Genomic DNA, 15,061 nt, shown 5'->3' with positions numbered 1-15,061 from the left:
CTGATCCGTCAGTCGCCCCCGCGCTGGCGTCGGATGCGGGCGGCCACGTCGTTCTGCTCCGTCTCCCACCACGGGCGTACCCGCTCGGACACCGCGCCCGGCGTCGCGTCGCCGGGGTGGGCACGGCCCTGTCCCCGGTCGGGGGGAAGGGCGGTGGCGGGCGCGACGGCGAGTTCAGCGTCCAGCCGGCGGTCCAGGGCCGCGTTCTGAGCGCGTTCAGCGCGCGCCCACTGGTACAGGATCGCCATGATGAAGGGCAGCGCGACCAGCTCGGCAATGCTGAGCATCGCGCCGCCGCCGATCTGCTGGTCGTGCTGGACGTCCGGTGACCAGGACGGTGCGTGGTGCAGATACCAGGCCCCCGCGATCAGCGTGCCGTGCGTCATGACGACGACGCCGGGAACCGCGTCCACGATCCCGTCCAGGAAGACCAGCGCCGCGCGTACGGGATGCGTGCACCACGCCGGCAGCGCCTCCTCGCGCGTCAGCACGGGCACGACGACCAGGCTGCCGGCCGCCAGCAGGTGGAGGTACATCAGCTCGTGCAGCCAGCCGACGCGCAGAGCGGTGGCGAAGTACGGCGTGAAGTAGATCGTCAGCTCGGTGCCCAGCACCAGAGCGGTACTCACCATGGGGAACGTCAGCGTCCGCACCACCCGCCCGGTCATCAGCCGCCGTACCCGCGCCCCTGAACCCTTCGGCAGCGCCTCGACGGCCAGCCGCAGCGGATCGCCGAGGGCCAGGCCCAGCGGGGCGACGAGGTCGAGCAGGATGTTCTGCACGGCGGCAGGCCAGAACAGCACGTGATCGTAGACGGCGAGCCCGGACATGGTGGCCGCGACCAGGCCCCCCAGTCCAAGGAGCGCGAAGGCGGCGGCGCGGCCGGGCGGCCAGGGCTCGCCGCGCCGGTGCAGCCGGGCCACGCCCCAGCCGTAGAGCGCGCCCAGGACCACCACCAGCAGCAGCGCCGGGACGTCCAGCTGCCACGAGGACAGCAGCCTGCCGACGGTCAGCTCCGGGAGTTGTCCTGCCGTCTCGGTCACCATGTCACCGGCCACGCGGTTCGTCCTCCTTCCGGCCTCACGGGGCCGGTCGCCGCACCTTCACTGCGGGACGGTAGCCCCCCGCCGCTGGATGATCGGCAGCGGGCCCCGAAGAAGAAGCTTCAGGGCCCCTAGGCGCTCAGAAGGGCAGCCAGCGCACGGTCGCGTCGCCCTCCCGCAGGGACGCCACGCGACGGCGGAACTCCGCCAGCGCCTTGGGGTTGCTCGGCGCGTGCTGGGCGACCCAGGCGCAGCTGGCCGTCTCCCGCGCGCCGCGCAGCACCGCGCAGCCCTCCCACTCCCGTACGTCCCAGCCGTAGGCGGCGGTGAAGGCCTCGTACGCGTCGGCGGGCTGGCCGTAGCGGTCGCGCGAGAGGGCCATGACGACGAGGTCGTGCTCGCGCAGGTCGGCGGAGAAGGTCTCCAGGTCGACCAGGACCGGGCCGTCGGGGCCGATGTGGACGTTGCGGGGCAGGGCGTCACCGTGGATCGGGCCGGGCGGCAGGTGCGGGGTGAGCGCGGCCGCGGCCGACGCGAAACCGTCGCGGCGCTCACGCAGGTAGGCGGCGTCGGCCGGGTCGATCGCGTCGCCCGCCAGCCGCAGCCAGCGCTCCACCCCGCCCAGGAGTTCCCGGCGGGGCAGCGCGAAGGAGGGCGCGGGCAGGGCGTGCACGATCCGCAGCAGCGTCGCCAGGTCGCGGGGCTCGGCGGGCCGTACCGCCTCGGGCAGCCGGTGCCACACGGTGACCGGGTGGCCCTCGACCAGCAGCGGCTCCGGCTCGGCCGCGCGGACGGCCGGGACGCCGGCGTGGGCCAGCCACAGCGCGATGTCCAGTTCGCGGCGGGCGCGGTCCAGCAGTTCGGCGTCGCGGCCCACCTTGACGACCAGGTCGCCGGCGGCGAACACCGCGTTCTCGCCGAGGGCGAGCAGCCGCGCGTCCCCGGCCTGTGGCAGCACCTTCGATGCGCCCAGTACCTGCCGCGCCCGCGCCTCGTCCATCGTCCGCCTCCGTGTTCCGTTCCCGGACCGTGTGGGCGTCAGTCTCCCATCCGTCCAGGTCGGCCCCGGTGCGCGGTCCCTTGACGGGGGCCATCGGGTTGACGACCATGGTCATGCCAACCCAAGGGTGTCCAAAGGGGCTGATTCCGTGACGGCAGCGGCGGACGTGAGGCGGTCGGCCCCGCGCGCGCCACGCTCCCCGGCCCCCGGGCGCCCCCTCGACCGCGGTGCCTGGTTCCTCGTCCTGCCCGCGCTGCTGCCCATCCTCGTGCTGAGCGTCGGCCCGCTGCTCCACGGCATCGCGCTGGCGTTCACCGACGCCCAGTCCGGCCGCGCCGCGCCCACCCACTTCATCGGCGCCCTCAACTTCCGGGACCTGCTGCACGACACCCTCTTCTGGGAGTCCTTCAGGATCGGCCTGGTGTGGGCCGTCGGCGTGACCGTCCCGCAGTTCCTGCTCGCGCTCGGCCTCGCCCTGCTGCTCAACCAGGACTTGACGCTGCGCTGGCTCGCCCGGGCGCTGGCGATCGTGCCGTGGGCCATGCCGGAGGTCGTGGTCGGCATCATGTGGCGGCTCGTCTACAACACCGACGCGGGCGTGCTCAACGAGACCCTGCGCGACCTCGGCCTCGGCGGCGGCCGCGACTGGCTCGGCTCGCTGTCCACCGCCCTGCCCGCCGTGATCGTCGTCGGCGTCTGGGCGGGCCTGCCGCAGACCACGGTCGCCCTGCTCGCCGGCCTGCAGAACACCCCGCGCGACCTGCACGAGGCCGCCGCCCTGGACGGCGCCGGCGCCTGGCGCCGCTTCCGCGCGGTCACCTGGCCGGCGCTGCGCCCGATCGCCCTCGCCATCACCGCGCTCAACCTCATCTGGAACGTCAACGCCTTCGCCCTGGTCTACGTCCTCACCAACGGCGGTCCCGGCGGACGCACCCGGCTGCCGATGCTCTTCGCCTACGAAGAAGCCTTCCGCTACGGCCAGTTCGGCTACGCCGCCGCGATGGGCTGCGTGCTGGTCGCGGTGGTCGCCGTCTGTCTCGCCGTGTTCCTGGCGGGCCGGCTGCGGGGAGGCGAGGAGCGGTGAAGGTCCGCAGGAGCACCCGCGCCGGCCAGTACGCCGCCCTGCTGGCGTACCTGGTCTTCCTCGCGTTCCCCTTCCTGTGGCTGCTGTCCACCGCCTTCAAGCCGCCGCGCGAACTGGCCCGTCTGCACCCCACCTGGATCCCGCAGGACCCCACCCTCGCCAACTTCCGTCAGGCCTTCGACGAACAGCCCCTGCTGCGGTCCGCGGCGAACTCCCTGCTCGTCGCGCTCGCCGCCGCGCTGATCGCCGTATGCCTGGCCACGCCGATGGCGTACGTCCTGGCCCGGCACCGCACCCGGCTCGCCCGGGCGGCGAGCGGCTGGGTGGTGGTCAGCCAGGCGTTCCCGTTCGTCCTGCTGATCATCCCGCTGTTCCTGCTGCTGCGCGCCCTGCGGCTGGTCGACTCCCCGGCCGGGCTGGTCATGGTGTACGTCGTGTGGGCGCTGCCGTTCGCGTTGTGGCTGCTCACCGGCTACGTCCGGGCCGTCCCCGCCGAACTGGAGGAGGCGGCGGCCGTCGACGGGGCCGGGCGGCTGCGGATCCTCGTCTCGGTGACGGCGCCGCTGCTCGCCCCGGGCATCGCGGCGACGGCGCTGTTCTCGTTCGTGACCGCGTGGAACGAGTTCTTCTTCGCGCTGGTGCTGCTCAAGACCCCGGAGAAACAGACCCTGCCGGTGGTGCTCACCCACTTCATCGGGGCCGAGGGTGTCGCCGACCTCGGGCCGCTGGCCGCCGCGTCCGTCCTCGCCACGATCCCCTCGCTGGCCTTCTTCGCGCTGGTGCAGCGGCGGATCGCGGGCGGACTGCTCGCCGGGGCGGTGAGAGGCTGATGCGCACCCCAGCGAAGGGCACCCCACCGAAGGGCACCGCACCGGCACTGATGCGCACCCCACCGAAGGGCACCGCACCGACGCGCACCCGGCTGCTCGCGGTGCTCCTGCTGTTGCTCGCCGCCTGCTCACCGCATCCCGCGGACGGCGGACGGATCACCCTGCGCTTCCAGTCCCTGGCCTGGCAGGACGAGTCCGTGCGCGCCACCGAGGAGCTGGTGCGCGAGTGGAACACCGCGCACCCGGACGTGCAGGTGAAGTACGTCCAGGGCAGCTGGGACAGCGTCCACGACCAGCTGCTCACCTCCTTCGAGGGCGGCGAGGCGCCCGACGTCATCCATGACGCCGCCGACGACCTCGCCGACTTCGCGCACGGCGGCTACCTCGCCGACCTCACCGGCCTGCTCCCGCGGCGGCTCAAGGACGCCATCCCGCAGCACAGTTGGGCGACGACCACCTTCGGCGACGGCGTCTACGGCGTGCCGTTCCTCCAGGAGCCGCGCGTGCTCGTCGCCAACGCCACCTGGCTGCGCCGCTCGGGCGTCCGCGTCCCGACGCCCGAACACCCGTGGAGCTGGCGCGAGTTCCGGCAGGTGACCGAACGGCTGAGCGGCGACGGCCGGTACGGGGTCGCCTGGCCGCTGAAGGAGCCGGTGTCCGCGACGCTGAACCTGTCGCTGTCCGCGGGCGGCCGGCTCTTCCACCGCGGCGCCGACGGGAAGGTCACCGTCCGTTTCGAGGCCGCCGACGCCGAGGTGCCGCGCACCATCCGCGACCAGGTGGCGACCGACCACAGCGCCCCGCGCTCCACCCTCGGCAGCGGCGGCTCCGACACCCTGCCCGGCTTCTTCGGCGGCCGGTACGCGATGGTGCCGCTCGGCTTCTCCTACCGCCAGCAGATCGCCCAGCAGGCGCCGAAGGGCTTCGCCTGGCAGGTGCTGCCCGCCCCGGCCGGAGCCGGCGGGCTCACTCAGGGCGTCAGCCCGCAGACCCTCTCGATCGCCGAGGACAGCCCGCACAAGAAGGAGGCCGCCGCCTTCCTCGACTTCCTGCTGCGGCCGGCGAACATGGTCCGGCTGGCGCTCGGCGACTGGATGCTGCCCACGGGCACCGAGGCGTTGCGGGACCCCGCCCTGCACACCGCGAAGGACGGCTGGGCGACCGGCACCGCCCTGGCCGGCCGGCTCACCTCGGCGCCCGCACAGTCGGTGCGCGGCTACCCCGAGTGGAAGGACAAGGTGGCCACGCCGGCCTTCCAGGAGTACTACAGCGGCGCGATCGGCCTGCCCGAACTGCGCCGCCGCCTGGAGCACGAGGGCAACCTGGTCCTGGCCCGCTACCAGCGCTGACCGCTCCACGGCGGCCGTACGGCGGTCCTGCTTCCCTTTCCGTCCCCTCTCCGTCCCCCTCCCCGTCCCCCTCTCTCTCTCCGTCCCCTTTGCGTGACCGGAACGGATCGCTCTCGGGAAAACGCTTGGACGAGACGTCTCGTCTCGTACTAGGGTGCGGCGCATGACCAGTCGCGCCCACATCGCCATGTTCTCCATCGCCGCCCACGGCCATGTGAACCCCAGCCTGGAAGTGATCCGGGAGCTCGTCGCGCGCGGGCACCGGGTCACCTACGCCATCCCGCCCGTCTTCGCGGACAAGGTCGCCGCGACCGGCGCCGAACCGAAAGTGTGGAACTCCACCCTGCCCTCGCCCGACGACGACCCGTCGGCCTGGGGCGACACCCTGCTGGACAACGTCGAACCGTTCCTGAACGACGCCGTCCAGGCCCTGCCGCAGCTGATCGAGGCCTATCGCGGCGACGAACCGGACCTCGTGCTGCATGACATCGCCTCCTACCCGGCCCGCGTCCTCGCCCACCGCTGGCGCGTCCCCGCGATCTCCCTCTCGCCCAGCCTCGTCGCCTGGGATGGCTACGAGGAGGAGGTCGCCGAACCGATGTGGGCGAAGCCCAGGAAGACGCCGCGCGGCCAGGCCTACTACGCGCGCTTCCAGGCCTGGCTCGAGGAGAACGGGATCGCCCAGCACCCCGACGACTTCGCCGGCCGGCCCGCCCGCTCCCTCGTGCTGATCCCGAAGGCGCTGCAGCCGCACGCCGACCGGGTCGACGAGCGCGTGTACACCTTCGTCGGCGCCTGCCAGGGCGACCGCGCCGCACAGGGCACATGGCAGCGGCCCGCCGGCGCCGAGAAGGTGGCGCTGGTGTCGCTGGGCTCCGCCTTCACCAAGCGGCCCGACTTCTACCGGGAGTGCGTGCGCGCCTTCGGCGACCTGCCCGGCTGGCACACCGTGCTGCAGATCGGCAAGCACGTCGACCCCGCCGAGCTCGGCGACGTACCGCCCGGCGTGGAAGTCCGGGACTGGGTGCCGCAGTTGGCGATCCTGAAGGAGGCCGACCTGTTCGTCACGCACGCCGGGGCGGGCGGCAGCCAGGAGGGGCTGGCCACGGGTACGCCGATGATCGCCGTACCGCAGGCGGCGGACCAGTTCGGCAACGCCGACATGCTCCAGCAGCTCGGCGTGGCACGGCGGCTGGCGACGGAGGAGGCCACCGCCGAGGTGCTGCGCGAGGCCGCCCTCGCCCTCGTCGGCGACGCGGAGGTGGCCCGGCGGCTGAAGGAGATCCAGGCCGCGATGGCCCAGGAGGGCGGCACCCGGCGGGCAGCGGACCTGATCGAGGCCGAACTGCCCGCACGCGGCCGCTGAGGGACGCACGCCGGACGCGGTCGGCTGAGGGACGCCGCACGCGGTCGCCGCGGGAGGCCGCACTGCGGCGCGTTGAGGGACGCCGCACGCGGTGCGCTGAGCGATGCCGGCGCGTGCGAGGGCCCGCCGGTCCGGAGACGACCGGCGGGCCCTCGGGCCGCGGCGGGGACGTCACACCCGCAGCGGTTCGCCCTCGCCCCGCGCCGGCTCGGCCGCGATGGCCTCCGGCGCCTCGTCGTGGGTCAGGTCAGGCAGCCGGTGCAGCCACTTCGGCAGGTACCAGTTGCGCTCGCCCAGCAGCGCCATGACCGCCGGCAGCAGCACGCCCCGGATGACGGTCGCGTCGATGAGGACGGCGGCCGCCAGGCCCACACCCATCTGCTTCATCGACTGCATCGACAGCGTGCCGAAGATCGCGAAGACGGCGACCATGATGACCGCGGCGCTGGTGACCACACCTGCCGTGGTGACCACGCCGTGCGTGATCGAGTCCTTCGTCGACCGCCCGCGCAGCCGCGCCTCGCGGATCCGGGAAACGACGAACACGTGGTAGTCCATCGACAGGCCGAACAGGATCACGAACAGGAACAGCGGCAGCCAGGTGATGATCGCGCCGACCCCTTCCGCGCCGACCAGGGAAGCGCCCCAGCCGTGCTGGAAGACCGCGACGAGGATGCCGTACGCGGCGCCCACCGACAGCAGGTTCAGCACGATCGAGGTGATCGCGATGGTCAGGGAGCGGAAGGACAGCAGCATCAGCGCGAAGGCGAACACCACCACGAAGACGAAGACCGGTACGACCGAGCCGACGAGCTGGTCGTTGAAGTCGTGCGAGCCGGCGACCTGCCCGGTGATCGGCGCCTGGACGCCCGCCACCTTGCCCAGGGTCGCCGGGCGTACGTCGTCGCGCAGCTTCTCCAGGCTGACGACCGCCGTGTCCTGGTCGGAGCCGCCGACCAGCGGGACGTAGACGAAGGCGACGTTCTGCTTCTCGTGGACCTTGATGTCGACCGGGCCGCGTGAGGCGCCCGAGGAGATCGCCCGGTCACGGAAGTCGGCGAGCGCCGCCTTCACCTCGGGAGCGCCGATGTCCTTGGCCCTCACGACCACCTCGGCCGGCTCCGAACCGCCCGGGAAGGCGTCGTTGACCCGGTTATAGGTCTGCACGATGGGCAGCGAGTCGCCGAACTCCTGGTCCAGGGTGAGCTGCTGCGTCTTCATGCCGAGCGCCGGCGCCGCCACGGCGAGCAGCGCGCCGCCCGCGACCACCACGGACACCACCGGCCGGGCCAGGACGGCCTTGACGACGGCCGACCAGAACCGGCTCTCCCCGTTGCCCTTGCGGCGACGGCGGTTCAGGAACGGCAGACGGCCCTTCTCCACGCGCTCGCCCAGCAGCGACAGCAGCGCCGGCAGCACGGTCACCGAGCCGACCATGGCGACGGCCACCACCATCAGCGAGGCCAGCCCCATCGCCTCGAAGGTGGCGAGCCCGGTGAACAGCATGCCCGCCATCGCCACGCACACGGTCACACCGGAGACCACGATGGCCCGGCCGCTGGTCGCGGCGGCGATCCTGAGGGCCGTGCGCGCGTCCCGGCCGGCCTCCCGCTCCTCGCGCTCACGGCGCAGATAGAACAGGCAGTAGTCCACGCCGACCGCCATACCGACCAGCAGCATTACGGAGTTGGCGGTGTCGCTCATCGGCTGGAAGTGGCTGACGAGCCCCATCAGGCCCATCGTCGCCATGATCGCGGTGATCGCCAGTGCCACCGGCAGCAGCGCCGCCACCAGCGCGCCGAAGGCGATGAGCAGGATGCCGAGCGCCACCGGCACCGCCGAGTACTCGGCCTTCTGGAAGTCGTCCCCGAACGCGTCGCTGAACGTCTTGTTCATGCTCGCGCCGCCGATCTCCTCGATCCGCAGCGTGCCGGCGTGCTCCTTCTGCACCCCCTCGACGGCCTTCAGCACCGGCTCCACCCGGTCGCCGGCGGTGGCCGCGTCACCGCGCATGTCGAACTGCACCAGCGCGCTGTGCCCGTCCTTGGAAATCGTGTGCGTGGTGTACGGCGATGTCACGTCCGTGACCCGGCCGGTGCCGTCGACGGCCTTGACGACGGCGTCGACGGCGGACCGGAACTCCGCGTCGGTCGCCTGCAACCGGCCGTCCGCCGCCTGGACGAGGACGGTCTCGCTCGCGGGCTCCTTGATCCCGGCGTCCTTGATGATCTGAGCCGCGGTGTGCGTCTCGCCCTTGAGCTGGTCGCTGTCGTCGACGTCGACCCGGCCCGCCGCGGACCCCAGCCCCATCGCCAGGACGACGAACAGCACCCAGATGCCGACCGCCGCCCACCGGTGCCGGGCGCTCCAGCCGCCCGCCCGGGCGGCGATCCCCCGCACCCGCGCTTCTCCACTCCCCATGACGGGCCTGCCCCCTTGTGCACGGTGGCGGCCCCCTGCCGCCACCTTTCACCTCGACGGTAGGGGCCGCATAAAGCCATCTCGTCGTGCTGCCCGGTGAGCCGCCGCCGCCCCCGCTCCTCCCTGCGGACACCGCGGCCTCCCCACAGGGGCGGAGGGTGCCCCTTACATCTGTCACCCGCCCTGAGGGCTGTCGATCAGGGTGGCGCCGAAGGTGGAGAGGGCGAGCCGCGGGCACGGACGTGTCCGATCCGCCGGTCCGGTGCCGCTTTGTGATTACGAAAGGTTGTTGAACAAGTCACAGCTGTGTGGAGATGTTGATCCGCACCCGCCTCATCGGCCAGAGTTTCGCGCAATCCCTTCCGGGACCACGGCCGTCGTGCCCGCCCCCACGGGGCACGACGGCCGCTCTATGGTGGGCGGATGACGACCTATGCGGCGCTGCTGCGCGGTATCAACGTGGGTGGCAGCAGGAAGCTGCCGATGGCCGACCTGCGCACCCTGATGAGTGGCCTCGGCCTGGACGACGTACGCACCTACCTGCAGAGCGGCCAGGCCGTGTTCTCCTCGGCGCACGGCGGCGAGGACTCCCTCGCCGCCGGTCTCACGGCCGCGATCGAGGAGCGGTTCGGCTTCGGGGTCGACGTGATCGTGCGCGACCACGCCTATCTGAGCGCGGTCGTCGACGCCTGCCCGTTCCCGGCGGCCGAGCTGGAGGCCAAGCAGCTGCACGTCACGTACTTCTCCGAGCAGGCCGGCCCCGAGCGGTTCGCGGAGATCGACCCGGCCGCCTACGCCCCGGAGGAGTTCCGCCTCGGCGACCGCGCCCTGTATCTGTACGCCCCGGAGGGCCTCGGCCGCTCCAAGCTCGCCGAGGCCCTGTCCCGGCGGCCGCGCGTCAGCAAGGGCCTGATCGCCACGACCCGCAACTGGAACACCGTCGTCAAGCTCGCGGAGATGACCCGGAGCTGAGCGCGTCCAGCCGGGCCAGGTCCCCGTCCGTCAGCCGTACGTCCGCCGCGGCGAGGTTCTCCTCCAGGTGCTCCGGGCTGCCCGTGCCGGGCGTCGGGCACAGCACGGGGGAGCGGTGCAGCAGCCAGGCCAGCGCGACCTGGGCCGGCGTGACGCCGTGCGCCGCGGCCACCGAGGCGCACACCGGGTCCCGGGCCAGCGTCCCGTTGCCGAGCGGGAACCAGGGCAGGAACGCGATGCCGCGCTCCTCGCACAGCGCCAGCAGCGGCTCCGAGGCGCGGTCCAGGACGTGGTAGCGGTTCTGCACGGCCGCGACGGGCGTCGAGGTCAGGGCCTCGGCGAGCTGCCCGGCGGTGACCGTGTCCAGACCGATGTGCCGGATCTTGCCCTCGGCGCGCAACTCGCCCAGCGCGCCGAGCTGTTCGGCCACCGGCACGGCCGGGTCCAGGCGGTGCAGCTGGTACAGGCCGACGGTGTCCACGCGCAGCCGCTTCAGGCTCGCCTCGCAGGCCGCGCGCAGATGCCCGGGGCGGCCGTCGATGTGCCAGGCGTTGTCGCTGGTGCGCACGACGCCGCCCTTGGTGGCGATCACCAGGTGCTCGGGGTAGGGGTGCAGCGCCTCGGCGACAAGCTCCTCGGCCAGGTACGGCCCGTAGTTGTCGGCCGTGTCGATCAGCGTCACGCCGCGTTCCACCGCCCGGCGCAGCACCGCCACCGCGTCGGCGGGATCGCCGCGGTGCCCCCAGTAGCCGGGGCCGGTGAGCTGGGCGGTGCCGTACCCCAGACGCCGGACCGGCAGGTCGCCGCCGAGCACGAATATCTGATCGATCATTTCGGCAGCGTAACCGGTGCCGGCCGATGAGCGGTCGCGGTTGTCGAAGCAGGCCGCGGGGCCACTCCCTGGCGTGGACGGCATGACGTACGACGTATGACCGTGCACGTGCCGTCGAGTGGCCCACGGAACCGGCCCTCGAATGGCCCGTTCCTCCGGGCCGCCCGGCCGGTAGCGTCGCCGCCATGACCAGCACCTCGCCCACCGGCGCCTCGCCCACGCCCACCTCGCCCACCCGCGTCGACTGCTACTTCGACCCCGCCTGCCCCTTCGCCTGGATCACCTCCCGCTGGCTGCTGGAGGTCGAACGGCAGCGCCCCCTCGACCTCCGCTTCCATGTGATGAGCCTGTACCTGCACAACACCGGCAACGAACTGCCCGACTGGTACCGCGCATTGGTCGACAAGTCGATCCGCCCGGTCCGGGTGGCGGTGGCCGCCGCGCAGCAGCACGGCGAAAAGGTCCTGCGCGACCTGTACACCGCCTTCGGCAGCCGCATCCACGAGCGGGGGCAGGAGGACTTCGACGCGGTGATCGCCGACTCCCTCGCCGAACTCGGCCTGCCCGCCGACCTCGCCGCCGCCGCGCACGACGCGTCCTACGACGACGCGGTGCGCCGCAGCCACGAGGCCGGCGCCGAACCCGAGTCGGGGGCGTACGTGGGGACACCGACGATCCACGTCGACGGCACGGTGTGGTTCGGTCCCGTACTGCGGGCGATCCCGCGCGGGCAGCGGGCGGCCGAACTCTTCGACAGCTTCCGCGTCCTGGCCGCCGACCCCGACCTCTTCGAACTGAAGCGGACCCGCACGGGCGGACTGTCCTTCACCTGACCCCGAGCACATCGAGCATCGCCCGGGTCGCCGGGCTGGGGTTGAACCGGCTCCACGCCAGCAACTCCGCCCGGCGCGGCCCGTCGACCACCGGCACCAGCACCAGACCGGCATCGCCCGCGGCCAGCGGCCGGATGAACGCCGACGGCAGCAGCGCCACACCGAGGCCGCGTGCGATCAGCCCGGTGATCATCTCCACCACGCCGGCCTCGTACGCCACGTCCCGGGCCAGCCCGGCGGCGGCGAACGCCCGGTCCGACTGGGCCCGGGCGGGCGTGCCCTCGACGAAGTCCACGAACGTCTCCCCGGCGATCTGCGCCAGGGTGACCCGCTCGGCGTCCGCGAGCCGGTGCCCGGCCGGCACCACCAGCACGTGCTCGTCACGGTCGAGGACGAGGGTCTCCACCCCGCTGGGCCGCTCGTCCTCGGGCATGCCGAGGAAGGCGATGTCCAGGTCACCGTCGCGGATCGCCGCCGCCAGTTCGTCGCTGCGGCCGGAACGCAGACCGACCCGGACGCCCGGATGCCGGGCCCGGTAACGCTGGAGCAACTCGGGCACGTCGACGGCCGCCGTGGTGACGATCACGCCGACGGCGAGCCGGCCCCGGACCACCCCGGTCGCGGCCAGGGCGTCGGCGACCGCGCGGTCCGCGGCGGCCAGGCACTCGCGCGCGGCGGCGACGAACGCGGCCCCGGCACTGGTGAGTTCGACGCGCCGGCTGGAGCGGGCGAACAGCTTCACGCCCAACTCCCGCTCCAGCGCGGCGATGCGGTGACTGAGCGACGACTGCACCACGAAGCAGCGCTCGGCGGCCCGGGTGAAGTTGCGGGTGTCGGCGACGGCGACGACGTAGCGCATCTGCTGGAGATCCACACGATCATGGTGCTGGTTCATGGGTGCCATGACAACCATGCGTTGGACGCATGAGGGGCACCGCACCAGACTTCCCGGCATGCACTCCTCGTCCACGCGGCGGCCGGCGACCGTCGCCCTCACCGCGCTCGCCCCCGCGTGCTGGGGCACCACCTACGCCGTCACCACACAACTCCTGCCGCCCGGCCACCCTCTGTTCGCCGCGCTGATGCGCGCCCTGCCCGCCGGGCTGGCCGGGCTGGCGCTCACCCGGACGCTGCCGCGCGGCCGTTGGTGGGGGAAGGCCGCCGTCCTCGGCGTGCTCAACATCGGCGCGTTGTTCCCGCTGCTGTTCGTGGCCGCCGAGCGACTGCCCGGCGGCGTCGCCGCCACCCTCGGCGCCGCCCAGCCGCTCCTGGTCGCCGGGCTCGCCATCGCCGTGCTGCACGAGCGGCCGACGCTCTGGCGCTGGACGTGGGGCGTGCTCGGCGTGCTCGGCGTCGCCCTGGTCGTCCTCGGCCCGCAGGCCCGGCTGGACGCCGTCGGCGTGCTCGCCGGCCTCGGCGGCACGGCCGGGATGGCCGGCGGAGTCGTCCTCACCAAGCGCTGGGGCCGCCCCGCCGGGATCGGTCCGCTCACCCTCGCCGGGTGGCAGCTCACGGCCGGCGGACTGCTGCTGCTCCCGCTCACGTTCGCCGTCGAGGGGGTGCCGGACCGGATCGGCGCCGGCGCGGCCGGCGGCTATCTGTGGCTGGGCAGCATGGGCGGACTCATCGCCTACACCCTGTGGTTCCGCGGGATCGGCCGGCTCCCGGTCGGCGCGTCCGCCCCCCTGATCCTGCTGTCGCCGCTGGTCGCGACCGTCGTCGGCATCGCCCTCGGCGAGTCGCTGACCTGGTTGCAGACCGCCGGTTTCGTCCTCGCTCTCGCCGCTATGCTCGCGGCCCAGTTCAATGTCAGGAGAAGACCCACGATGACGACCCACATGACGATCGCCGTGCTCGGCGCCACCGGGATGGTCGGCAGCCGCGTGATCGACGAGGCCCGCTCGCGCGGACACCGGGTGCGCGCCCTGTCCCGCAAGCCCGCGAGCGTGGACCCGGACGTCACCCCGGTCCCGGTCGACGCGAGCGACCCGACCGCCCTGCGCGAGGCACTGGCCGGCTCCGACACCGTCGTCCTGGCCGTACGGACCTTCCCGGCCGACCCCGCGTTCCTCACGGCCACCACCCGCACGGTGCTGGACGTCGCCGCGGAGAGGGGGACCCGCGTCCTGGTGGTCGGCGGCGCGGGCGCGCTGCGCAGCCCCGGGAACGCCACTCTCCTGCTCGCCGACAACCCGGCGTACGTCCCCGCCGAGTACCGATCCGTGGCGGCCGCCGGAATCGCCCAACTGGAAACCTGCCGGGAGCACGAGAGCGCCGACTGGGTCTACCTGAGCCCCCCGGCGGAGCTGGCCCCCGGCGCCCGCACCGGTCGGTACCGGCGAGGCACCGACACCCTCCTCACCGCACCCGACGGCAGCTCAGGAATCAGCGCGGAGGACCTGGCCGTGGCGATACTCGACGAACTGGAGAACCCGGGCGAGGACCGTCACATCACGGTGCAGGCCACCTGAAACGCGCCCCGAAAGGGGCGCGGGGCTCTGCCGGTATGCGGCTCCGCCGCGTGGGCGCGAACAACCACAACGGCGCCGCAGCCGCAAGACGACAGAACCCGGCAGACGCAACTCACGCCCCCAGCGCCGCAGGCACCCGCACCAGAGCCGCCTCGTACCGCTCCAACAGCACCCGAGCCACCTCAGGTGCCGCCCCCAGCACATCCCCGAGAACATCCGCGTCCGCGGCATGCGCGCCCCGCGCGATCCGGTCCGGCAGAAACCCGGGAGCCAGGACGTACGGCGCAACGGCCACCTTCTCGCAGCCCAAAGCCCGCAGCGAGCGCACCGCGTCCTCGGTCCGGGGAAGGGACGCGGAGGCGAACGCAGGCCGCACGGCGCACCAACCGGTGTGCCGCCACTCCCGCGCGATTGCTGCGATCACTGCGATCGCCTCCGGGTCGGTGGACCCCGCCGAGGCCAGTACGACCCCGGTCGAGGACTTGTCGGCGGGGGTCAGCCCCGCCTCGTACAGCCGCCGTTCCAGCGCCGACAGCAGCAGCGGCGACGGACCGAGGACGTCCGCCTGCCGGATCCGCAGGCTCCGCGGGGCGTCCCGCAGCACCGCCGGGATGTCCGCCTTGGCGTGGAAGGCCCGCGTCAGCAGCAGCGGCAGGGCGACGACATCGCGGACGCCCTCCGCCGCCAGGGACTCCAGCACCCCCCGCACCGAGGGGACGTTGAAGTCCAGGAACCCGGTCTCCACGCGCAGGCCCGGCCGCAGCGACCGTACGCGCTCCACCAGGGAGTGCACGGTCGCCGCGTGCCGCGGGTCGCGGCTGCCGTGGGCGATGACGAGGAGGACGGGGGCGTGGGACATG

General features: G+C 73.2%; 12 protein-coding genes and 1 pseudogene. 7 read left to right on the top strand and 6 right to left on the bottom strand.

All coding sequences use genetic code 11. The features are described 5' to 3' along the window. Window positions 1–8: 8 nt before the first annotated feature. Both AC0B9F_RS09325 and AC0B9F_RS09320 read right to left on the bottom strand, forming a co-directional pair. Window positions 9–1,046, bottom strand: a complete 1,038-nt coding sequence (locus tag AC0B9F_RS09325; RefSeq protein WP_472000902.1) for a cytochrome c oxidase assembly protein — start codon at window positions 1,044–1,046, stop codon at window positions 9–11. Window positions 1,047–1,182: 136 nt separating this feature from the next. Continuing rightward, entirely contained in the window at window positions 1,183–2,043 is an 861-nt protein-coding gene (locus tag AC0B9F_RS09320; protein WP_472000332.1) for a phosphotransferase enzyme family protein, read from the bottom strand. Window positions 2,044–2,191: 148 nt separating this feature from the next. Here AC0B9F_RS09320 and AC0B9F_RS09315 point away from each other — a divergent pair, with 148 nt between their 5' ends. The 4 genes and pseudogenes from AC0B9F_RS09315 to AC0B9F_RS09300 all read left to right on the top strand — a co-directional run bounded on the left by AC0B9F_RS09315 (window position 2,192) and on the right by AC0B9F_RS09300 (window position 6,672). Continuing rightward, entirely contained in the window at window positions 2,192–3,127 is a 936-nt protein-coding gene (locus AC0B9F_RS09315; protein WP_472000330.1) for a carbohydrate ABC transporter permease, read from the top strand. Next, on the top strand, window positions 3,124–3,957 hold the full coding sequence (locus AC0B9F_RS09310) for a carbohydrate ABC transporter permease (protein WP_472000329.1): 834 nt from the start codon (window positions 3,124–3,126) through the stop codon (window positions 3,955–3,957). Before AC0B9F_RS09315 ends, AC0B9F_RS09310 begins: the two co-directional genes overlap by 4 nt. Window positions 3,958–4,007: 50 nt before the next feature. Beyond that, window positions 4,008–5,306: an ABC transporter substrate-binding protein gene (locus AC0B9F_RS09305; protein WP_472000900.1), complete on the top strand. Its 1,299-nt coding sequence runs from the start codon at window positions 4,008–4,010 to the stop codon at window positions 5,304–5,306. 89 nt (window positions 5,307–5,395) lie between these two features. Next, window positions 5,396–6,672: pseudogene (locus AC0B9F_RS09300) on the top strand (glycosyltransferase). A gap of 171 nt (window positions 6,673–6,843) precedes the next feature. On the opposite strand, the gene AC0B9F_RS09295 reads toward AC0B9F_RS09300, so the two are convergent. Beyond that, window positions 6,844–9,093 (bottom strand): MMPL family transporter, encoded by a 2,250-nt coding sequence (locus AC0B9F_RS09295; RefSeq protein ID WP_472000327.1) that lies wholly within the window; start codon window positions 9,091–9,093, stop codon window positions 6,844–6,846. 423 nt (window positions 9,094–9,516) lie between these two features. Here AC0B9F_RS09295 and AC0B9F_RS09290 point away from each other — a divergent pair, with 423 nt between their 5' ends. Next, window positions 9,517–10,065: a DUF1697 domain-containing protein gene (locus AC0B9F_RS09290; protein WP_472000324.1), complete on the top strand. Its 549-nt coding sequence runs from the start codon at window positions 9,517–9,519 to the stop codon at window positions 10,063–10,065. On the opposite strand, the gene AC0B9F_RS09285 is transcribed toward AC0B9F_RS09290, so the two are convergent. Further along, window positions 10,037–10,897, bottom strand: coding sequence for an aldo/keto reductase (locus AC0B9F_RS09285; protein ID WP_472000321.1), 861 nt, complete (start codon window positions 10,895–10,897; stop codon window positions 10,037–10,039). The two genes, AC0B9F_RS09290 and AC0B9F_RS09285, sit on opposite strands and share 29 nt — an antisense overlap. Window positions 10,898–11,082: 185 nt before the next feature. Between AC0B9F_RS09285 and AC0B9F_RS09280 the strand changes: the two genes are divergently transcribed. Next, the gene (locus AC0B9F_RS09280) at window positions 11,083–11,730 is read left to right on the top strand and encodes a mycothiol-dependent nitroreductase Rv2466c family protein (RefSeq protein ID WP_472000319.1); all 648 of its coding nucleotides are present in this window, start codon (window positions 11,083–11,085) and stop codon (window positions 11,728–11,730) included. On the opposite strand, the gene AC0B9F_RS09275 is transcribed toward AC0B9F_RS09280, so the two are convergent. Next, window positions 11,723–12,604: a LysR family transcriptional regulator gene (locus AC0B9F_RS09275; protein WP_472000317.1), complete on the bottom strand. Its 882-nt coding sequence runs from the start codon at window positions 12,602–12,604 to the stop codon at window positions 11,723–11,725. The genes AC0B9F_RS09280 and AC0B9F_RS09275 overlap by 8 nt on opposite strands. Before the next feature lie 79 nt (window positions 12,605–12,683). Between AC0B9F_RS09275 and AC0B9F_RS09270 the strand changes: the two genes are divergently transcribed. Then, on the top strand, window positions 12,684–14,201 hold the full coding sequence (locus AC0B9F_RS09270) for an EamA family transporter (protein WP_472000315.1): 1,518 nt from the start codon (window positions 12,684–12,686) through the stop codon (window positions 14,199–14,201). Between the two features lie 112 nt (window positions 14,202–14,313). On the opposite strand, the gene AC0B9F_RS09265 is transcribed toward AC0B9F_RS09270, so the two are convergent. Then, complete coding sequence (locus AC0B9F_RS09265) at window positions 14,314–15,060, bottom strand: sirohydrochlorin chelatase (RefSeq protein ID WP_472000313.1); 747 nt, start codon at window positions 15,058–15,060, stop codon at window positions 14,314–14,316. Window position 15,061: the final 1 nt, after the last annotated feature.

The organism is Streptomyces sp. NPDC097129, from assembly GCF_055668065.1.
Note: the sequence above shows the minus strand (reverse complement) of the source record. Positions and strands in the feature narration are given on the sequence as shown.